Source organism: Alteromonas sp. ABE4_545 (assembly GCF_056161325.1).
The window spans coordinates 1-20,188 of record NZ_JBSWYY010000044.1; the positions used below are offsets into that span (position 1 = coordinate 1).

Sequence of the window (20,188 nt, forward strand, 5' to 3'; positions counted from 1 at the left end):
GACGAGCACACAATACGGAACTACGTTGAGCATCAAGGTCGGAAGGATTCAGATCAGCTCCGAATGGAGCTGTAACCGATAGAACCCCGGGCATGCCCGGGGGAATCTATGCGTTTTGCTGTAACCATTTTGCTAAGTCAGCTATTTCCATTGGTTTTGCGAATAGATAACCTTGCGCGTATGGGCATCCCATTTGAGTTAAAAGCGCCGCTTGAGACTTGGTCTCCACACCTTCAGCCACAACCTTACAGCCAAAAGATTGAGACAGAGTAATTGCAGAAGAGACGATAGAGCGGTGGCCGCTATTGTCTTCAATATCATGGATAAATACGCGGTCGATCTTCAATACATCCACATTTAACTGCGCCAGATAAGCTAAGGAACTCATGCCAGTACCAAAGTCATCTATAGCAAGGGAAACGCCCAATTCGTGGAGGTCGAGTAGTACAGACTTGATGTGTTTGATATTAAGACAAGTTTCATTTTCGGTCAGCTCAATTTCTATACAGCTTGGTGGGATTTGATAATGCTGCAGTCTCGAACTGATAAACTCCACGAGACCTGGGTCTAGCAGGTTATAGGGCGATAAATTTACGGCAATCGGTAAGCGGATATTTTGTTGTAACCAGCTTGATGCTTGTTCAAAGGCGGTGTCTAAAATGTATCGCCCAAACTCCTGAACTTTTCCACTGTCTTCAATCAGATCAATAAAATGCCCCGGTGACACAAGCCCTAGTTTTGGGTGCTCCCAGCGACAAAGGCCTTCGACGCCGATGACATCCCCAGTGTTAAGCTCGACCTTTGGTTGATAGTGCAGCACTACCTGTTTTTGAGACATCGCCTCATTTAGTTCTGCCCGCAATTGCAAATTGCGCTTGTAGTCGGTAATGGTAGTTTGGTCATATAACTGCCAGCCACTTCTTTGCTCTTTGGCTTTATACATCGCCGTATCAGCACACACGATCAGTGTTTCTGGGTCGGATGTATGAGTAGGGTAGTGAGCAATACCAATACTGGCACCTGTGTTAATAGCAAGACCATTAATTAAAATAGGGGAATCACAAACGTTAACCAATGCATCAGCCAGCTTTTCGGCTTCATTAATTGTTTGGTTAGGCGCCCATATTACAAATTCGTCACCGCCAATCCGCATAAGCCGATTGGGTGGTAGCACTACCTCTAGCAGTCGCAGAGATATTTCTTTGAGGAGTGTATCTCCAGCAGAATGACCAAATGAATCGTTCACTTCCTTGAATTTGTCTAAATCAATAACAAATAGACTTCCCTGACTACTTTTGCCTTTGTTGTCTTCATTCGGTAACGACTCTTCTAACTCTTCCATGAGAAACAATCGGTTAGGTAACCCTGTCAGTGCATCGTGGGTCGCTATTTTAGCCAAAGCGTCATTGATTTCTTGAGCGCGTTTCGCGATTAGTGAAGATAAGGTTAGAGCTAACCACACTGAGATCCAAAAAACTAAAATAGAGGTAATGAGCAGGCGCTTGGCTACATAAGATCGCGTGAGGTCTAATGTGGTTGTTTTTTTAATATAGGTAAATGTGTATTGCTGAAGCGTGAATTGTTGCCACAAAAAGCTATCGTTATTCACTTCAACCAGATGTTGTTCATTCTCTTCACGCGCGATGGCGTCAAGTAACGCGGATTGTGTGTGGTCATCGATATTGTGTGCTTTTTTCCATCGACTATCATCACGAGTGATTTGAAAAAAGTACGCGGTCACATCGTCGGAATCCAACAATAAATTGGCCATGACTAAATTTGGCGTTTCAGTACTTATGTTTTGCGTTGTTAATTCGTGATGAACCAATTTAACGATTTTACTCATCGATTTGAGTTCGGTTTGCAAACTCACGTCAGCCGTTAAGCGGTAGGAGACCGTCACGTATATAATAGAAATGAGCACGGAAACAATCAGGCACGCGACAATGAGCCTCGGGCGCACAGAGGAGTCGCGTTTAATGAGTGTCAATTGTTGCAAAATTAAGAACCTATAGCAGGTTTATGATTTTCGTGTGCTAATACCTGCTACGTGGTAAACAGGGCACCAACCAGATAGCAACGAGATTAAATTTAGTGCACCAAATATCCCTAACAGTATTTCAATGAATACATCGTCTATCACATCGCCGTTGAATAGTGCAAAGCCGGTTACACCAATGCCGATTAACCCTCTTAAAGAACGGTCAAGTAGATTTAAGTTTGAATGAATTGCCATTGTCTGTCTCTTTGTCGTTATTTTTATAGTGAAAAAATAGCGTCTTACGTTTCTTTACGCAAGAAATTTGAAACTGATAAAGTAGCAACGAGACGGGTTTTTATACTTAAGGCTATATACCAAGTATTATTCAACCGGCTTTTTTGTGTCAGGTATATCTTCTGCTGGGTTTTGTTGGCGAGAGGTAAGGTGAGTTTTCCAACGTTGTTGACCAACATGGCGTTTTAAATGTTCGATGCATTCATTCACCACAGACAGCATTTCTTTATCGAGTTTTTGGTCTTCGGCATCGTACCCGGTAAGCCCTTGGCGTACAAAAGTCTCGATGTTTTCCGCCTTAATGTCTGACAATAAATTGATCACCGACGCGGTAACGATATCGGTTACGGCTTGTTCGAGTGTCGACTCAATGGTTTTGCCTACCACAGGCAGATAGGAGAGGGTAGAAACCTGGTTGTTTTCTCTCACTGCTTTGCCCACAGAGTGCTTAACATGCTGGCGTATCACATCGCCGTGTTCGCTGTCACTAATGGATTGCCCTATATGGTTTAACACACCGGATACCCATTGTGTGAGTACAGGGCGGCGTGGCAATAATACATCTTGCACAATGTCATCAATAAGTGGCGAGCCGGCTGAAATGTCTTTTTGAGCATCACTCAGTACTTTTACCACAATGCGGTCACTGAGTTCTTCCACAAACACATCGTAGTAGAATGCGAAGAACCGAAATACCGCAGTTTGGTTTAGGTCAATAATTTGGTATTTGTGCAAGCGGTATAAAATGGAGAGTATCCGCAAAAATCGAAAAATTCTGGTGGCTCCAAGGGGAATGCAGCCAACTAAATCGTACCAATGCAAAAACGGAAAAAAGTACCAACGCAGGTGTTCTTTTCGTCGCACGGCGATAAACCAGCGAAAGAAGAACTCGGTAAGAAATATCGCGATAAAGACTAAATCTACGAGCAAAAAGTTATTGTGAATCGGTTCGTAGGCGTTAGCTAAAAGAGGAGCAGCTAGATAAAGTTGTTCGTAGACAAAATGTGTAGCGTAGAGCGCATCAAACACTAACCACACCAAGTTGAGTAGTAAAATACCCAACATGGTGAGGTCGAGCAATAACCAGGGGCCTTCGTGACTTTTGCGCAGATTTTCCCGGTTAATGCCCTGCATGCTTTACCCCATATTTGGTAGTCGGGTTACATCCACATAAAGCTTCAGTTTCTGACCCGGCTGTAAGTAACGTTTAGGGTTTAAGTTGTTCCACTTACTAATATCACTGGTACGCACGTTAAATTTGCTGGCGATGCGAGATAGTGAGTCGCCATTGCGCACTGTGTAAGTAAGTGAGCGCATAATGGCATCGCGTTTTTGCTCATCACTGACCTGGTTTACCCACACTACTAAGTCTTTACCTGGCATGAGAGGGTCGGTTGGGGCCATGCCATTCCATTTGGCTAAGTCGCGAGTGGTGACCTTGTACTTACGGCTTAAATCCCAAAAGGTATCACCGCTTTTTATTTTATGGGTGAGTTGGTATGAACCGTGTTGTTTTTTCTGGGTTTTCGCCAAGCGCTGGTCAGCAGACAGTGAGTATGCATCTAGGCTTTTTAGCGCTACCGGTACCATAACAAAATCGCCGATGCGGATCATGTCACCTTTCATATCATTCACTTGTTTGATGATATCTGTGGTGGTGTGATACTGATGGGCAATTTTTAATAAGCTGTCACCGCTTTTTACCTTATGGCGAACCCAGTTTAAACGGTCGTTGCGGTCGATATTAGCAAGCTCTGTGGAGAAGGCTTCTACTTTGTCGATGGGCAAAATCAAGCGGTGGGGGCCGTTTGGATCGGTCGCCCAGCGGTTAAAGCCAGGGTTTAACGCATGTAAAGCTTTAAGCTCCATGCCGGCTAAGTCTGCAGCAAAGGCAAGGTCTACCTGCGAGCCTATATCTACTTCTCCAATGACAGGAGCGTTGTCAACAGAAGGCCAGTTAAACTCGTACAGCTCTTTGTTTTTCAAAATATCGGCCAGTGCCAACAATTTGGGTACATAAGCGCGGGTTTCTTTAGGAAGGTCAAGCGCCCAGAATTCGGTCGATTTGTTGTTTTTGGCGTTGCGCTTTATGGCGCGGCCAACTCGGCCTTCACCACTGTTATATGCTGCCAGGGCATGTAACCAGTTGCCATCAAACATTTTATTCAGATATTCGAGGTAGTCTAGTGCACCTTGTGTAGAGGCAATAACATCGCGGCGACCGTCGTACCACCAGGTCTGCGCTAAACCGAAACGCTTTGCTGTGCCGGGGATAAATTGCCACATACCGGCGGCACGGCCATGAGAATAGGCGAAGGGATCAAACGCACTTTCCACGATTGGTAAGAGTACCAATTCAAGCGGCATATCGCGCTTTTCAATTTCGTTTACGATGTAATATAAAAAGGGTTTGGCGCGGCGTGTCACTCGTGCCATATATTCGGGGTGTTTCAGATACCAGTCGCGTTGTAGTGTTACGCGTTTATCGTCGGGGATCTCAAAACTAAATTGGTTGCGAGCACGGTCCCACACGTTGTCGATCACAACGGGTTCAGGCTCTTGGGTATCTAAGTCTACAGCCACTTCTTCTGAAGGGTGCATAACTTCAATTACACCGTCATTGGCTATTTCGCAATCTTCAGGATTGGCCACTTCGGTGTTGGCGACTTCGCAAGCCGCGTTGTGTTGTTGGTTGCTTTCTATCAAAGCAGAGTCGTCGTCGGGGAGCATTTGACAACCGCTCAACCCAGTTAGCAGACACAGTGCAACACACAGTGTCGTTCGGCGAAGCTTCATTCGGCCACCTTTCTTGTCTTTAGCGCAAACGCGATATTCTACTGAAAACTGATGACTTTTGCATCAGAACTCATCTTTCCATTTTCTCAACCCCGCAAAGGTGTCGACAGTACGGGTTAAAGTTTGTTTATGGTATTGATTCACCGATTCTTTTACCGATTCCTTATGACAACGCAAAAACGGATTAATTTCATTTTGTGTATGAATATCAGACGGTAAGGTGGGCAACCCTTGTTGGCGCTGTACTTCAGCCCAGTCTTTGTATGCCTGCAATGCGGTGTTTTCTGGTTCAACGGTTAAAGCAAACTTGAGGTTGGCTAGGGTATATTCATGAGCGCAGCATACTTGGGTGGTGGCGGGTAAACGCGATAACTTAGTCAGTGCTTGATACATTTGTTCGGGCGACCCTTCAAATAATCGACCACAGCCTGCAGAAAACAAGGTATCGCCACAAAACAGCACCTTGTGACCGAAAAAGCCGATGTGATCTAACGTGTGTCCGGCGAGGGTTAACACCGTAAAATCACAATCAATAACAGGGAGCGCCACACTGTCACCTTCGGTGACCGTTTTAGTCAGCCCTTGTATATGCCCACCACGGGAGCCGATAACGGGTAAATCACTATTTGCAGCCGTTAGTGCGGCAATGCCGCCAGTGTGATCATGGTGATGGTGGGTAATTAAAATAGCAGCCAAAGACAACTGATGCTGTGCGCAGAATTGTTGTACCGGAGCGGCGTCCCCCGGGTCGACAACTACGGCGTGGGTATCATTGTGCAGACACCAGATGTAGTTGTCGGTAAATGCCGGAATGGGGGTTAACTTTACTTGCTCTGGTAATCGACTCTCGTTCATAATCTGGCCTATTGATAGAGTTATGAGATACTATAAAAACTTGTCCAGCGCTTCGCAACCATAGGTATTGTCACAGAAATATGAAGTCTGCGTTTAAATTGAGGCCGCCGCGTTATCCTCGGGTGTGGCAAGAATTACCTGCCGGAGAACTCATTCAAGCGGCAACGCAATCGGTGTGTGACGAACTCAGCCAGCGCGTATTTGGCTATCATTTCGTTAAGCTTGGCAATTTAAGTAGTCAAATTGCCCTGCCGCATTGTGCAGTAAAACACCATATTCATCAGTGTAAAACCCTTAATCCGAAAGCAGACTTAGTTGCTGACTCACACGTATTACCCTTTGTTGAGAACAGTGTGGATGGCTTTTTATTAGCCAATGAACTCGACTTTGCCCAAGACCCTCATGAAATTCTTCGCGAAGTTGACCGCACCATTACAGGTAGCGGCTACGTGATCATTTCTGGCTTTAACCCTTATAGTTTGACGGGGCTGGGGAAATACTTACCGATCAAACGGGACAACATATTGCACGATGCACGGTTTTTCCCTGCCGGTAGAGTGAGAGACTGGTTGCAGTTACTGGGGTACGAAATTATCGAACAGCGGCACTTGATGTTCTCTATGCTGTTTTTCACCGGCAAACTACAGCTTCCGAATAAAGTCCGAGATTGGTTAAGTCGTCACTGTCCGTGGTGCAGTTCCATGTATGTGATATTAGCCAGAAAACGCACCTTCCCAATGACCACAGTTAAGCCCAAATGGAAGCTCAAGCCCCGATTTTCTCCCGTGGGCGCCAGTATGCGGGAATCGACCAAATAGCCGCTTCCCGGTTGTCACACTTATTTTAATACTGCTTTGACCTGTTCAAACCGGGCTTCGATGCTGCCCGACAATACCGTGTAGGCAATTTCTCGCTGGTGCAGTTGCTCGGTGATAAATGCTTGGAATTCTTTTCGTTTTACGTTGCCACTGCGTTCCCACGTATCTTCAAAAGGAATGTCGTCCTTACACAAAAACACAATATCAAAACGCGCTTTACTCTCATCGGCGAGCTGGTCTAGTTTGGGGTGCGCGCAGCCGTAATAATCTTGAGCAAAGTGCCAGGTTGTAAGCGCATTGGTATCGACAATGAGATATCGGTTAGCATGCTTAATCGCTTCGTCTTCTTGGCGAATTTGCTCTTCTGCAATGTGCAGTAATTGCTCTTGAGTCAACAAACGGTTTTGCTGATGCTTGAGCCAATACTCTCGGCCGTACTCGGCAACGAATGCCGTTTCATAACGCTCGGCGGTAAGTTCCGCAATTGTGGTTTTACCGGTACTGGGTGCGCCTAAAAAGACAACGCGTTTAATACTACTCAACAATCTAATCTCTTATGCTTGAATGGGAGAAATCGTTTGTTTTTTCGCTTGTTGTAACCATTGGTACAAACCGAAGAAACACATGATCAAGAAGGTGACATACAAGGTGGCGGTTGGATACAGGCCTTTTTGTAAGTACACATACACCGCCACAATGTCGACGATGATCCAGAAAATCCAATTGTACCAAAAACGGCGCGTAAGCAGAAACTGTGCGACAAGAGAAGTGCAGGTGGTAAACGCATCTAAATAGGCAAAACTGGCATCTGTGTAGGTTGCCATGGTTAACCCCAGTGCAGCTGCTGTTACGAGTGTCACAACCCACCAAAGTAAAAAAGCTGTGTGTGTGCCTTGCTCTACCACAAGTTCGTTGTTGGCGTCGTTATTTTTGCGCCAATTCCACCACCCATAGAGTTGCAACACAACGTAAACGACGTGCAACCCCATGTCGGAATAAAGTTTGGCGTGATAGAAAATTGAGGTGTACAAAGAGACTTGAATAAAGCCGAAAAACCAACACCAAATATTGCGTTTAATTAGTAAATAAAGGCAAGCAAAACCAGATACAGAGGCAATAATCTCAATCGTACTCGCACCTAAGAAACCAGTGATAAATTCTTGAAAAGACATGCAGTAATGAATAGCGGGTTATCAGAATGAGTGTAGCCAAGCATACTGATTAGTTAGTTGAGTGCAAGCGAAAGCACACCGAATATACCATGACTAAGATAAATCAAAGGAGCCATCAGGCTCCTTTGGTGTTTATCCTTGTTTCGCTCTCATTGCATTAGAACGAATAGGTAACCGACACACCCACATTACGAGGGTCTACAATCGCGACATAACCCGTGGGGTATCGCCCACTCGCAGGTTCAACTGCTGTGAAGGCTTCTTCGTCTAAGGCGTTATTAACAAAGCCTGAAATTAACCAGTTTTCTGTTTCATAACTTGCGAACAAGCGCACCAGTGAATAATCGCCTGCCACACGGGTAGGTGTGTTGGTAAAGTCACCGTAGTATTCATCAACATAGTTAGCCGCAACACCCACATTGAAGCCGTCTGTGATCCAATACTTCAGACCCAAGTTAGCGGTTATTTTTGGCGCAGAGTTGAGTTCGTTGCCATCTGCATCAGGATACTCTTCAGCAGCGTCTTTAATTTCGGTTTCAAGTAAACCCAAACCTGCATTGAGTTCTAGGTCTTCTGTTGCCATCCAGTTTACGGCTAATTCTGCGCCATACGTGACAACCTTGTCCATGTTTACAATAAAGCGCGTAGAGCTTAGCGCTTGATACCCGTCATAGTCGTTGTAAAACACGTTAGCTTGCAAAAAGCCTTTGTTGTCGTCAAAGCTAGTACGGCTACTGAATTCGTACGTCATGACTTCTTCAGAGTCGAAATAGTAGTATTCCTGTGCGGCAAAGTTCAGTGCACCACCGGCGGCGTTGTAACCTTTGCGTGCGCTTAGTGCTAGGGTGGTATCTTGAGTAACGTCGTACTGCAACACCAATTTAGGTAAGAAGATGTTGGTGTCGTTGTCTAGCGTAGAGTCGATGGCACCGTACACAAAATGGCGTAATTGCGATTCACGTTCAACACGTGCACCAACAATAATGTTGAAGTCATCGCGTACGGCGTAGGTCATTTCACCATAGATAGCCATTGAATCACTTTCGTCGTCGCCGTCGTAAACAGTGGCTCCTGTGCTGATCACGTCGTGTTCGCGTTCAAAGTAGGCTAGCCCAATAAATCCACTGAACGTGTCGTTACTTTGGCCAATATTTAGTTTTGCATCAAACGTGAAGTTTGACTCATCAAAAGTCAAAAATTGTGTTGCAGCAGGGTCTTCTTGATAGGTGTTAAAGCCCCATTCATAATCCATCGTAGCTACAATGACGTCGAGGGATAAGGCATCGTTAATGGTGTAATCGGCGATGACGCTCGTTGTGGAGGCTTCGGTTTCAATATTACGATAAAACAAACGGTTATATTGAGAAAGGTCATCGGCTTGATAGTAAACGCGGCCTGCATCACCTTTTTCATTGTTGTAATCGTGGGTTAATTTAATACTTAAATCGTCAGAAGGTGTCCACAGAAGTTTACCGTTAACTTTGGTTGTCTCGATGGCATCAATATCGTAATCAGGTGGGTTGTCGGCATACCCTTCGCCGTTGGTAATTGTGTCGCCATCAACGCGTTGTACGCTCAAGCGAAACGCCACATCATCAGACAAGGGACCAGACACAACACCAGCATAATTGAGGTAGCTGTCTTGGTTGCGATAACCCAAGCGCACTTTGCCTTCCCATTCATCGGTGGGGTCATTGGTTTTTATGTAAATCGCGCCAGCCATGCTGTTTCTACCGTTACTGGTCGACTGAGGGCCGCGATATACTTCAACTTGTTGTATGTCCCATAGGCCGGTGTCACCGGATAAGTCGGCTACAAACGGAATAGCAACGCCGTCAACAATCGTTGTTACGCGTGCTTTAGCGCCACCAGAAATCGAATTGAAACCTCCAGCAGAACCGTTGCCCGACACACCACGAATATCGGGGACTAAACCCGAAATGGCAACAATGTTAGGGATTTCAGACACGGCGTCGTGAATCGATTTATAACGCATGCTGCTGATGTCTTCTTCGGCAATTACGGCAATTGATGACGTGGTTTCTTTTAAGCTACGCTCGGTTTTCTCACCGACGACCACCACTTTTTCGATGTCTTCAATACCGTCGGGTTCTTGCGTTGCCTCTTGCGCATATACAGAGGTTGCTGAAGCCATTGCCATAGAGATTGCCAATGCGATTTTATTCACATTCTTACTCATGTTGAGATTCTCTTTATCCAGTTAAGTGTATTGAACGTCCATTAAACAGATTATTATTGTTATTCAGTACCACACGCCGTCATTCAGCATTGTGGTTTTGCGCCTGAGCAAACGTTTGACCACCAGTGCGAAAACCAGTGCAAGTAAGCCACTGACTAAGGCAACAGTGATATCGATAGAGGGAGTGATGCTTGCGCTTAATTCGGCCAGTGATGCTGCTGCAATTAACAAAAGAAGTAGTACGAGTAGCAGCAGTTGCTGTATCGCGCTGGTAACCGGTCGTTGAAGAAACGCCGCACCCACGCAAAGTAAAAAGCCGATGTAATAGCTGGTGGTTTGCCAATACGCGATGTCTATTTGCGTATGGGGCAGGCACTTTACTGCCAATAACGACAAAGCTAACCCGACTAGTGTGCCTAACGACACTCCGGTTGTGAGCTTAGCCAGTATTTTTACTGAACGGCGCTGCTCAATCGGGCTATTGTTCGCATTGAGTTTTTTGCGTCGAGACTCTATCCAAATCACGTTACCAGAGAAAAACAGCAGGGCGCCCGACAAGCCCAAGAAAAAATAAACCCAATGAATAAACGTGCCACCAAAGCCACCAAAGTGTAAGGTGAAAAAGCCGTTGACGATTTTCCCCGCGCCGCCTGATACGCTCGGTAACATTGCGGTATAGCCTGAAGAAGCCGTGTAAGGGTCACTCACCCAAAATGCATATTCAGGTCCACGTACCCATTCACCCTCCATCACTCCACCGACTAGTACAGTTGAGCGTGGTGTTCCTAACCGCGCATAGCGCAATTCTGCAATATCAAAGTTAGGCTCCATTTTATGAATGGCTTGTTGTAACGCGTCTACACTGACCAAATTGTCGATACTGCGCTCTATGTTCGTTGGCGGTGCGCGATTAAACATGGGTTGGTCTTTGTACACCAATTGCTGCATAGCACCATAGAGCACATCATGATAAGCAAAGACAATAGTGGTTACCGCAATCACAATGTGAAAGGGCAGGGCGCTTATGCCCAGAATATTGTGAAAATCGACCCAGAATCGGCGGTTGTCTTTAGATTTCCTCAATGCGAACAAGTCTTTAAACCACGTGGGCAAGAATATAATCAAGCCGGAAATAATGGCGACAAAGTATAAAATACACACAAACCCCATAACGAAGATGCCAAAGGCATCGTGGTCGTCACCGCCGGGAATGCCTGCGGTACGGTGTAAATGGTCAATAAATTCGCCAATAGCAGAAATAGATACTTGTTGGCTAATGAGTGCGTTATTGGCGTCTAAGCTCGCTTGCCAAATTGTGGTAGCGTGGGTGGCTTCGTCTTCAATAACCCATTGCAACGGGGCGTGATTAGGCATGGCATTAGGCAAATAGACCGTCATGGCCTCACTCGCTTCGGGGTGCTGCGTGAGTACTTTTTCAATTAGCGTGTCGTATTGTTCATATTTGATCGCAGGTAGGGTGGTTTCTGGTTGAAGTGCCCACTGGTTGAGCGGGCCTTTAAACATAGTGAATGCACCCGCAACAAAGCAGATGAATAACAATAGGCCGGATAAAATGCCAGTCCAGATGTGAACTTGCTGGTAATCTTTAAATGACTCTAAACGCATTTGTTATATTCCGCTATTGAGATGATCAAGGATGAAATAAATGGCGATATTTAATGACACCAATACTGCAAACAGGCGGAAAGGCGCTTTTGATAAATAAATCAGGGCGAGGGGGATGAGCCACAATGGCACAATGAACCACATTACTAACTGAGAGCGAACATCGAGTGCAACGCTATTGCCGAGTATATAACCTATGATGCCCATGAAGAGTACAGCTAAAGGGAAACTCAAAATAACGGCACCTGTGGTTTTTAATACCCATTGAGGTCGATGATTTTTGTAGTTTTCGTCACGGGTGAGCGACGGTTTTACTTTTTTTGCGTTGGTCAAAGGCGCTGCAAAACGGGTGAATAGTGGGGCTGTACTCATCAACAACATAAACAGTGTGATGACAGTAAACACCGATGATATTGCAGAGAACCGTTGGCTGAGAATAATGCCGGCGACAACGCATAACAGAAGCGAGATGCTGGTGCCGAATGTAAAGCTAAACTGTTTTTTTTGTGTCCATTGCTGATTTGGACAACTCAGATAGAAGAAAACTGTAGCAAGTGCTACCAACACTGCTGACAAGAATATGATCATCCGATTTCCTTTTAAGAAGTAACCACATTTTTTCTAGGGGCTATGATAAGCGTTTCTAATATACAGGAGTTGCTGAGTGAAAGGAAATGATGATCATTCGCATTTGTAGATTCAGGTCAATATTTTTACCGATAGATGCAAAAATATGTCTGTTGCGAAAAAGGGCAGGCAAAAAATAAAAAAGGAGCCGATTGGCTCCTTTCAAATTATAACTTGGTGCGGGTTAATTATTTTACACGCATACCCGGTTTAGCGCCTTCGTTAGGCTCTAGAATGTAAAGGTCTGAACCACCAGGACCAGCGGCTAATACCATGCCTTCAGACAAGCCAAAACGCATTTTACGCGGTGCAAGGTTAGCCACCATTACGGTGTGCTTACCCACTAAATCTTCAGGTTTGTAAGCTGATTTGATACCCGCAAATACTTGCTTGGTTTCACCGCCCAGGTCTAGTTGCAGACGCAACAACTTGTCAGCCCCTTCTACGTGATCGGCTTCGGCAATACGTGCGATACGCAAGTCGATTTTCGCGAAGTCATCAAAGCTGATGGTGTCGCTGATAGGATCTTTTGCCAATGGGCTGTCTGGGTCGATTGCTGGTGCTGCAGGCGCCAAGCTTTCTTTTGATGCTTCTACCATAGCGTCAATTTTTTCCATGTCTACGCGCTGCATGAGCGCTTTAAATTTCTCAATAGGGTGGTTAGTGAGTACAGTTTTGGTGCTTTCCCACGATAGCGTGTCGTTTAAGAAGGCTTCTGACTTCTCAGCCAATACCGGTAATACCGGTTTCAAATAGGCCATCAAAATGCGGAACATATTGATACCCATTGAGCACACATCATGAGTAAAGGCTTCTTTGCCTTCTTCTTTAATGGTGACCCAAGGGGCGTTGGCGTCGATAAACTGGTTTGCTTTGTCAGCCAACGCCATAATTTCGCGAATGGCTTGGTGATAACGACGGCTTTCAAAATGCTGTGCAATGGTATCGCTTGCAGCGTGGAATTCGCTGATCAAGGCTTCATCTAAAACAGTGGCCGACAATTTTCCGTCAAAGCGCTTGGTGATGAAGCTGGCACAACGGCTGGCGATGTTGACAACTTTTCCTACCAAATCCGAATTAACTTTTTGTGCAAAGTCAGCAAAGTTAAGGTCGATATCGGTCACGCCGTCACTGAGTTTTGACGCAAAGTAATAACGTAAATACTCTGGGTTTAAGTGGTCTAAATAGGTACGGCCTTTAATAAAAGTCCCGCGTGATTTAGACATTTTTGCACCGTTTACAGTAACAAAGCCGTGAATATTCACGCCCGTAGGCTTACGGAAACCCGCGCCTTCCAGCATGGCTGGCCAGAACAAACAGTGGAAATATGTGATGTCTTTACCGATGAAGTGATACAGCTCGGTGTCGGTACCTTCTTGCCAGAATGGGTCGAAATCTACGCCATTACTGTCACAGAAGTTTTTAAAACTCGCCATGTAACCAACAGGCGCATCTACCCAAACATAGAAGAACTTGTTCGGCGCACCGGGAATTTCAAAACCGAAGTAAGGCGCGTCGCGGCTGATGTCCCACTGCTGCAAACCTTCAGAGAACCATTCTTGAAGCTTGTTAGCCATTTCTGACTGCAAGGCACCAGAGCGTATCCATTCTTTGAGCATACCTTCAAATTGCGGTAAGTCGAAGAAAAAGTGCTCAGACTCTTTCAATACTGGCGTAGCGCCTGATACCACACTGCGAGGGGCAATGACTTCCGTTGGGCTATACGTTGCACCACATACATCGCAGCTGTCGCCGTTTTGATCTTCGGCTTTACAGCTAGGGCAGGTGCCCTTGACGAAACGGTCGGGCAAGAACATTTCTTTTTGTGGGTCGTATAACTGGTTGATGGTACGCTTGCTAATGTAACCTGCGGCATCAAGCTTGTTATAGATTTCCTCACACAACGCCTTGTTTTCTGGCGAGTGAGTCACATAATAGTTGTCGTACTGAACGTGAAAATCTTGCAGATCTTGATGGTGTTCAGCGCGCGTTTGCGCCACCATTTCTTCTGGAGTAATGCCGAGTTCCTGTGCTTTTAACATCACAGGCGTTCCGTGTGCATCATCGGCACACACACTGTAGCATTCGTTGCCACGAAGACGCTGGAAGCGAGTCCAGATATCGGTTTGGATATGCTCTAGCAAGTGCCCTAAATGGATTGAACCATTGGCATATGGCAAAGCGCTGGTCACCAAAATGCGACGCGGCGCGGCAGAAGTAGACTGCGTTTGTTCAGACATAGCGACTAAATCGTTTCTTAGGTTTAAAAATGGCTGCAAATACTAGCTGAAATGCGCCATTTTTGCATTACGTAATTTATAAAACTCACAAATACTCAGGTGATTGATGTTTTTTTCGCAAAAAGCCAAGCCAGAAGCCGGTGCACAAAAGCACATTGCTGCCACATTAAGCGAATTATTTGCACTTGATACCGCAGATACGCAGGACTGGGTGTCGAACACTGGCAAAGAGCTGCTGGTTACCCTGCCTTTTGTGATGGCGACCCAACTGTCGTGGTTACAGGATACACTAGAAGGTGCTTTACACGACGCCAAATTCAATGGCTTTAGTCTTCGCATCACTCAAAAAGTGAAAGCCGCCGTCACACCGAGTGACGCCAAAGTGCCAAAAGTAAAAAACATTCGCAATATTATTGCCGTGGCGTCGGGGAAAGGAGGGGTAGGTAAGTCTGCAACTAGCGTGAATTTAGCACTCGCGCTAATGCAAGAAGGCGCTAAAGTCGGCATTCTCGATGCAGATATTTATGGGCCGTCGGTGCCCATTATGTTGGGCAATGCAGGGGAACGCCCAGTTAGCCATGACAACAAGCATATGCAGCCATTAGCGGCTCACGGCATTGTGGCAAACTCTATCGGTTACTTGGTGTCTTCTGAAGATGCGGCAATATGGCGCGGGCCGATGGCAAGTCGGGCGTTAAATCAAATCTTGCATGAGACCGATTGGCCAGTGTTGGATTACTTAATTGTGGATATGCCTCCTGGTACTGGAGACATTCAGTTAACCATGTCACAGCAAGTGCCGCTAAGCGCCGCCGTTATTGTAACCACGCCCCAAGACTTAGCGCTCGCTGATGCGCAAAAGGGCATTGCCATGTTTAACAAGGTTGATGTGCCGATTTTGGGACTGATCGAAAACATGAGTTTTTATCAGTGTAGCGAGTGTGGCCACAAAGACTATATTTTTTCTCAACACGGTGGGCAGAAGTTGTCTGAGCGTTATCAATTACCCTTGTTAGGCGCGTTACCGTTAACCGCTGAGATCCGCGAATCGGCCGACGGCGGCATACCGCTGGCAATTAGCCAACCCGAATCGGCGCTGGCCGACACCTATCGAGAGATTGCCCGCGATGTGTCGATGGCATTGGCACTCAATGTTCCGAGTAGTGAAGAAGGGGATAACCACATAAAGGGCGACCCCATTGCCTTTAACCCCGTTTAATGTGAGCGACCGTTAGCTTATCGGTTGTATTTCCGTGTTCTGCGTTTTTGATTGTATGAAATAGTCAATGCGATCATTAACGCGCACACGGTCATTTGAAAACACCAATACACAATCCCTTCCGCTATACCTTCATTGCCACAAGCCAACACCAGTGCGCCAGTTAATGCCGCAAAGCCTATGCATTTAAACCCGCTGTCTGGTATCGCTAGGTTGATGCGTGTGAGTAAAAATTTGCGGTTGCGGGGCATGCTCATCGCAATACACCAAAAGGCTAAAAAACACATTGCCCAGGACAGTACGATCATGCGCCGACTCCACTATAAATAAACAGCCAGCACATAACAGAGCCTAGGATGAAGATACCACTCGTGCGAATAAGCGAGCGAGTGGCAAAAATCCACATCACCAGTAAAGCGTACACAACCAGCCCCAAAAGCATGCACCAGATAAACGTTTGGGCTTGATTGACCCCAAACACGACGAATAACACACGCGTTATGGTTACGCAAAGCAAAGAAACTAAAGTAAAACTACCGACTGTCGCCAGTAGTATTCGCCATATGAGTTGACTGTGTTGCATGAACTAGGATTTCCCAACGCGAGTAGTGTGACCCTTGCGGCTTATCATGAATGCTTGGAATAGAAACAAGCCGCCCGTCACCACTAAGCCAATGTCCATTGCCAGTACGATGTTATCTTCAGGGAATTGATAATTCCCAATGTGCTTAGCCACGGTAAACACACTCACAAGTGGCAGGGCGATATAAGCAACACCGTTAAGCAAAGCTGTGTAAAACCAGCGTTTATGAACATGAAGCAGCAATGATAAAACGAAGACAAATGCCCAACCGTAAAAAAATACGTCAATTTCTGATTGTGCCCGATTGGATAAAACGGCGGGCAGTAGTCGGTTGGCATAAAAGTAACACGCGACGGCAAAAGGCAGCCCCATAATTGCGGCGGTGTTGAGTACACCAACCAGTTTGTGACCTAAATGAGGTGCCTTTTTCTCACGTTTTTTTGCCCACAGCACCAGCCCAGTTGCAACCATAATCGAGCCTACAATACCCGAAAGAAAATACAGCCAACGCAGAGGCCAGTTAGCAAAGCGACCTGCATGTAAATTGATCATCGTTCTACGGGTTTGCTCCGCGACCGAAGGTACATCACGGGTAGACAACAATTCTCCAGTCGATGTGGAATAAACCAGCTTGCGATAGGAAGAGATCAGCCCACTAGTCGGCACTTCCATAAACTCAATAGTACCGAGTTTATCGGTGGGGTTGAGCACGCTGACAAAAGTAATTTCTGCGCCATTTAAACGTTCTTGAGCTTTGTCGAAAAGCTGCTGAAAATCAACCGGCGTCGCTTTTTCACCGCTGGCTTTGGGGGCCGGTTGACTCGCTTCTACAGCTTGGAAGTAGGCTCCTCGGTTGCCAAATTGCGTGTCGATGGCCCACCCGTATAGCATCAACATCAGCGTTACCAAGCCTGTGTAGGTGATCATTATATGAAAGGGTACAGCGAGAACGGAAGACAACGTATGAGCATCTAGCCAGCTTCGCATGTCGGTACCGAGTTTAAAGGTGAAGAAATCTTTGAATATTTTTTTGTGAATTATTACCCCGGTTATCAGTGCTATCAGCATGCACATCGCGGCAACACTTACCAGCCAGCGTGCCCAAATCACTGGCATGTAGTGAAGATCAAAATGAAAGCGATAGAGAAAATTACCGCCCCGAGTCTCTCGCACCGCTAATACTTGCCCTGTACCATCCAATGTGGCGCGTTTGAAACCGCGGCCGCCTGCGTCGGGGGAGCGCCAGAACAAAGTGGATACTGTGTCGCGAGCGCCGGGAACGCCTATCGACCAACGTGCCGAGTCTGGGGCTTCTTGCATCAAATAGCGCTGCGCATTGGCCATGGCGGTTTTTGCCGTTGCCGGATGAGTGAGTTCTGGTTGCATCCAGCGCGTAATTTCAAATTGAAAAAACGCCAGCGTGCCAGTAACAAAAACAGCAAATAATAACCAACCCAGTACCAATCCGGTCCAGGTATGTAGCCAGTTCATGCTGTCTCGAAAACGTGAAAACATAGAGATTACCCAGATACTTATAGGGTGCAGATGAATAGGGAGCAAAGTGTACCGATAAATTAAACTAATTGATAATGGTTTTGATTACATATTGCATTTATCGGGATGTTGCACAGAATTGTTGCGAGGAATGACATTTAATAGTGCGAGTAGTTACCTATTGTGTTGATTCAACAGGTTTTACAAGTAATTTTTGTGGCCAATATCCATACCAATCGTAGCCGGTTCTACGATCAGCATCAACGTCGGCAAGTGAGCGTACCCGAGTACCGTCTCGGCGGGCAAAAATAGGTGCGTTGTTTTTGAGGTCATAAAAACGCGCCCATATCGGTGGTGCGTTTTCATTGGCTACGACTACGCGGTCAAATTGCGCGGTATGGTAATCGAATCGGGTTGTTTCAATGGCAACTTCTTGTACTTCAATTTGTGTAAACGCATGTTGTTTAAACCAAGCAATCGCATGATTAATGGCTGCCGACACCTCTGCGCTGTGCTGTTCAATCGACATTAAATAATCGACCACAGCCACACTTTCCCAAACGATCAGCGACGGCAATTCATAAGCTCTGCCAGCGGCGGGTGTGAGGGTGTCAGCATGGTACTGGCCTGCCCAGATTGTCGGTACGCCGTTTTGTTTTACCTGTAGTTTGAGCAATAGAGCATCGCCCGTTGCCAATGCCTGTGCACAACGCAGCCTAAGCGCATCGCTAATAAAGGTGAAGTCGCGATGCTTAGTCACAATGTCTCGTAACAAGCTGAGAACACCAGGCATGACTTCATCGGCAATGGTGATATGTGCATAGTAGCCGTCTGTGCGCGGCGGCGAGTGCGCCCAACCGCCATTGTCATACTGATTATCCAGAATATAGCGTAAGCCTTTGATCGCAGATTTTTTATAGTCATCTCGTTGGGTTTGCTGATATGCCGCAGCCAGATAACGAATTTGTGGGTAGGTATTGCGGTTATCTAACGTCGTGTCGCTATTGTCATAAGCGGATATAACGGCTTCTCGCTCTGTTGCTTGCAGTATTCGTAAAGGGTCGACATTTTTAGGCCAGCCGCCATTTTGGCGCTGATAGAGAATAATGTTGTCGGCTATTTTCGTTATTTGATGTGGCGAGAGGGTGGCATATTGAGCCTTACCGGTGGCGTCTTTCCAATGTTTGATCACATCTGCAAAACCATCGAGTGGAATAGGTTGGTAACTCGCAAAAACGGGCTTAACAAGCAGCATTAAGGTTATGACAAACAGTCGCATTGACTTACCTGCATCAACATAGGAAAGGAACATATGACCATATATGAAGGCATGATGACGACTCTGCTTATCGAAAAAGCACTAATTTTCACATCTGAAATCTCACAAGGCGGTAGGCTTGTTCGACAACCACAAGCCTATGCGGCATGCGACAATCAAGTATTTATCAAAGGGATTCGCCATGCTTTATATTGATTGCCTTAACTAACCGCTCCATAATACCGCCAAATGTTTCATAGGAAGTAACCATGCGCTTAACTGATCGCGAGATTTATCAGTACTTGCAAGAAGGCAAAATTAAAATTGATCCCACTCCAGGCTATGACAAAATTTCTGGAGTTACTGTAGATATTCGCCTTGGGAACAAATTTCGGGTGTTTCAGGATCACGCGGCTCCATATATTGATTTGAGTGGCCCAAAAGCAGAAGTGCAAGAAGCGCTGAATTCAGTGATGAGCGATGAAATTGCACTACCAGAAGACAAAGCCTTTTTCTTGCACCCAGGTGAACTAGCATTGGCACACACTTATGAGTCGGTAACCTTACCGGCTGATATTGTTGGCTGGTTGGACGGGCGTTCCTCATTGGCGCGCTTGGGGTTGATGGTACACGTGACTGCTCACCGTATTGATCCAGGTTGGTCTGGTAAGATCGTTTTAGAATTTATCAATGCGGGTAAATTGCCGTTAGCGCTTAAGCCAATGATGAAGATTGGTGCATTGAGCTTTGAAACCCTTTCAGGCCCGGCAGAAAAGCCTTACAACGCACGCATCGATGCCAAATATAAAGGCCAAGACGGCGCTGTAGCAAGCCGCATTAGTTCTGATGACGGCAGTGAAAATAAATAGCCGAACGTTGTTCAAATACCACATAGAAAGCGGCTTAATAGCCGCTTTCAGACTGTTGAAAAAGCCCTAGACGAAAGTCTGGGGCTTTGATCTAATAGGCATAGTGAAATTCGGAGTGTTCACCATGCTAACCCCAAAATCCCCACAACAATACGA

Annotated in this window: 18 protein-coding genes; 4 read left to right on the forward strand and 14 right to left on the reverse strand. The window is 46.0% G+C overall.

Annotation, left to right across the window (positions count from 1 at the left end; translation table 11 throughout):
- Window positions 1-106: 106 nt before the first annotated feature.
- From ACXAH6_RS19635 to gloB, 5 genes are all read right to left on the reverse strand, one after another.
- Window positions 107-1,924, reverse strand: a complete 1,818-nt coding sequence (locus ACXAH6_RS19635; RefSeq protein WP_474879609.1) for a putative bifunctional diguanylate cyclase/phosphodiesterase — start codon at window positions 1,922-1,924, stop codon at window positions 107-109.
- 96 nt (window positions 1,925-2,020) lie between these two features.
- The gene (locus ACXAH6_RS19640; RefSeq protein ID WP_474879611.1) at window positions 2,021-2,236 is read right to left on the reverse strand and encodes a YgaP family membrane protein; all 216 of its coding nucleotides are present in this window, start codon (window positions 2,234-2,236) and stop codon (window positions 2,021-2,023) included.
- 126 nt (window positions 2,237-2,362) lie between these two features.
- Window positions 2,363-3,409 (reverse strand): ion transporter, encoded by a 1,047-nt coding sequence (locus ACXAH6_RS19645; RefSeq protein ID WP_474879613.1) that lies wholly within the window; start codon window positions 3,407-3,409, stop codon window positions 2,363-2,365.
- 3 nt (window positions 3,410-3,412) lie between these two features.
- Window positions 3,413-5,071 carry a LysM peptidoglycan-binding domain-containing protein gene (locus tag ACXAH6_RS19650; RefSeq protein ID WP_474879615.1) on the reverse strand — a complete coding sequence of 553 codons (1,659 nt, stop codon included), beginning with the start codon at window positions 5,069-5,071 and terminating at the stop codon, window positions 3,413-3,415.
- 63 nt (window positions 5,072-5,134) lie between these two features.
- Window positions 5,135-5,926 (reverse strand): hydroxyacylglutathione hydrolase, encoded by a 792-nt coding sequence (gene gloB, locus ACXAH6_RS19655; protein ID WP_474879617.1) that lies wholly within the window; start codon window positions 5,924-5,926, stop codon window positions 5,135-5,137.
- An 80-nt stretch (window positions 5,927-6,006) separates the two neighbouring features.
- Here gloB and ACXAH6_RS19660 point away from each other — a divergent pair, with 80 nt between their 5' ends.
- Window positions 6,007-6,744 (forward strand): methyltransferase domain-containing protein, encoded by a 738-nt coding sequence (locus ACXAH6_RS19660; protein WP_474879618.1) that lies wholly within the window; start codon window positions 6,007-6,009, stop codon window positions 6,742-6,744.
- A gap of 20 nt (window positions 6,745-6,764) precedes the next feature.
- Here the strand turns inward: ACXAH6_RS19660 and ACXAH6_RS19665 are convergent, their stop codons facing one another.
- The 6 genes from ACXAH6_RS19665 to metG form a co-directional block, all read right to left on the reverse strand.
- On the reverse strand, window positions 6,765-7,289 hold the full coding sequence (locus ACXAH6_RS19665; protein WP_474879620.1) for an AAA family ATPase: 525 nt from the start codon (window positions 7,287-7,289) through the stop codon (window positions 6,765-6,767).
- Window positions 7,290-7,298: 9 nt separating this feature from the next.
- On the reverse strand, window positions 7,299-7,916 hold the full coding sequence (gene pnuC / locus ACXAH6_RS19670) for a nicotinamide riboside transporter PnuC (RefSeq protein WP_474879622.1): 618 nt from the start codon (window positions 7,914-7,916) through the stop codon (window positions 7,299-7,301).
- A gap of 157 nt (window positions 7,917-8,073) precedes the next feature.
- On the reverse strand, window positions 8,074-10,116 hold the full coding sequence (locus tag ACXAH6_RS19675; protein WP_474879624.1) for a TonB-dependent receptor: 2,043 nt from the start codon (window positions 10,114-10,116) through the stop codon (window positions 8,074-8,076).
- A 63-nt stretch (window positions 10,117-10,179) separates the two neighbouring features.
- Window positions 10,180-11,742, reverse strand: coding sequence for a PepSY-associated TM helix domain-containing protein (locus tag ACXAH6_RS19680; protein WP_474879625.1), 1,563 nt, complete (start codon window positions 11,740-11,742; stop codon window positions 10,180-10,182).
- A 3-nt stretch (window positions 11,743-11,745) separates the two neighbouring features.
- Window positions 11,746-12,330 (reverse strand): hypothetical protein, encoded by a 585-nt coding sequence (locus ACXAH6_RS19685; RefSeq protein ID WP_474879627.1) that lies wholly within the window; start codon window positions 12,328-12,330, stop codon window positions 11,746-11,748.
- A 227-nt stretch (window positions 12,331-12,557) separates the two neighbouring features.
- The gene (gene metG / locus ACXAH6_RS19690) at window positions 12,558-14,609 is read right to left on the reverse strand and encodes a methionine--tRNA ligase (protein ID WP_474879628.1); all 2,052 of its coding nucleotides are present in this window, start codon (window positions 14,607-14,609) and stop codon (window positions 12,558-12,560) included.
- A gap of 106 nt (window positions 14,610-14,715) precedes the next feature.
- Here metG and apbC point away from each other — a divergent pair, with 106 nt between their 5' ends.
- Window positions 14,716-15,828 carry an iron-sulfur cluster carrier protein ApbC gene (gene apbC / locus ACXAH6_RS19695; RefSeq protein WP_474879630.1) on the forward strand — a complete coding sequence of 371 codons (1,113 nt, stop codon included), beginning with the start codon at window positions 14,716-14,718 and terminating at the stop codon, window positions 15,826-15,828.
- A gap of 17 nt (window positions 15,829-15,845) precedes the next feature.
- Here apbC and ACXAH6_RS19700 read toward each other — a convergent pair whose 3' ends face one another.
- The 3 genes from ACXAH6_RS19700 to pelA form a co-directional block, all read right to left on the reverse strand.
- Window positions 15,846-16,136 carry a DUF3325 domain-containing protein gene (locus ACXAH6_RS19700; RefSeq protein WP_474879631.1) on the reverse strand — a complete coding sequence of 97 codons (291 nt, stop codon included), beginning with the start codon at window positions 16,134-16,136 and terminating at the stop codon, window positions 15,846-15,848.
- Window positions 16,137-16,414: 278 nt separating this feature from the next.
- On the reverse strand, window positions 16,415-17,926 hold the full coding sequence (locus ACXAH6_RS19705; RefSeq protein ID WP_474879633.1) for a PepSY-associated TM helix domain-containing protein: 1,512 nt from the start codon (window positions 17,924-17,926) through the stop codon (window positions 16,415-16,417).
- Between the two features lie 157 nt (window positions 17,927-18,083).
- Entirely contained in the window at window positions 18,084-19,184 is a 1,101-nt protein-coding gene (gene pelA / locus ACXAH6_RS19710; RefSeq protein WP_474879635.1) for a pectate lyase, read from the reverse strand.
- Window positions 19,185-19,217: 33 nt separating this feature from the next.
- Here pelA and ACXAH6_RS19715 point away from each other — a divergent pair, with 33 nt between their 5' ends.
- Together ACXAH6_RS19715 and dcd are read left to right on the forward strand one after the other, a co-directional pair.
- Window positions 19,218-19,379 (forward strand): hypothetical protein, encoded by a 162-nt coding sequence (locus ACXAH6_RS19715; RefSeq protein ID WP_474879636.1) that lies wholly within the window; start codon window positions 19,218-19,220, stop codon window positions 19,377-19,379.
- A 53-nt stretch (window positions 19,380-19,432) separates the two neighbouring features.
- Complete coding sequence (gene dcd, locus ACXAH6_RS19720) at window positions 19,433-20,032, forward strand: dCTP deaminase (protein WP_474879638.1); 600 nt, start codon at window positions 19,433-19,435, stop codon at window positions 20,030-20,032.
- The last annotated feature ends 156 nt before the right edge of the window (window positions 20,033-20,188 follow it).

Coding starts and splice junctions, on each gene's coding strand:
- apbC (WP_474879630.1), top strand. CDS start 14,716: ATGTTTTTTTCGCAAAAAGCCAAGCCAGAAGCCGGTGCACAAAAGCAC.
- ACXAH6_RS19650 (WP_474879615.1), bottom strand. CDS start 5,071: ATGAAGCTTCGCCGAACGACACTGTGTGTTGCACTGTGTCTGCTAACT.
- ACXAH6_RS19675 (WP_474879624.1), bottom strand. CDS start 10,116: ATGAGTAAGAATGTGAATAAAATCGCATTGGCAATCTCTATGGCAATG.
- pnuC (WP_474879622.1), bottom strand. CDS start 7,916: ATGTCTTTTCAAGAATTTATCACTGGTTTCTTAGGTGCGAGTACGATT.
- dcd (WP_474879638.1), top strand. CDS start 19,433: ATGCGCTTAACTGATCGCGAGATTTATCAGTACTTGCAAGAAGGCAAA.
- ACXAH6_RS19640 (WP_474879611.1), bottom strand. CDS start 2,236: ATGGCAATTCATTCAAACTTAAATCTACTTGACCGTTCTTTAAGAGGG.
- ACXAH6_RS19680 (WP_474879625.1), bottom strand. CDS start 11,742: ATGCGTTTAGAGTCATTTAAAGATTACCAGCAAGTTCACATCTGGACT.
- ACXAH6_RS19715 (WP_474879636.1), top strand. CDS start 19,218: ATGACCATATATGAAGGCATGATGACGACTCTGCTTATCGAAAAAGCA.
- ACXAH6_RS19700 (WP_474879631.1), bottom strand. CDS start 16,136: ATGATCGTACTGTCCTGGGCAATGTGTTTTTTAGCCTTTTGGTGTATT.
- metG (WP_474879628.1), bottom strand. CDS start 14,609: ATGTCTGAACAAACGCAGTCTACTTCTGCCGCGCCGCGTCGCATTTTG.
- ACXAH6_RS19645 (WP_474879613.1), bottom strand. CDS start 3,409: ATGCAGGGCATTAACCGGGAAAATCTGCGCAAAAGTCACGAAGGCCCC.
- gloB (WP_474879617.1), bottom strand. CDS start 5,926: ATGAACGAGAGTCGATTACCAGAGCAAGTAAAGTTAACCCCCATTCCG.
- pelA (WP_474879635.1), bottom strand. CDS start 19,184: ATGCGACTGTTTGTCATAACCTTAATGCTGCTTGTTAAGCCCGTTTTT.
- ACXAH6_RS19685 (WP_474879627.1), bottom strand. CDS start 12,330: ATGATCATATTCTTGTCAGCAGTGTTGGTAGCACTTGCTACAGTTTTC.
- ACXAH6_RS19705 (WP_474879633.1), bottom strand. CDS start 17,926: ATGTTTTCACGTTTTCGAGACAGCATGAACTGGCTACATACCTGGACC.
- ACXAH6_RS19660 (WP_474879618.1), top strand. CDS start 6,007: ATGAAGTCTGCGTTTAAATTGAGGCCGCCGCGTTATCCTCGGGTGTGG.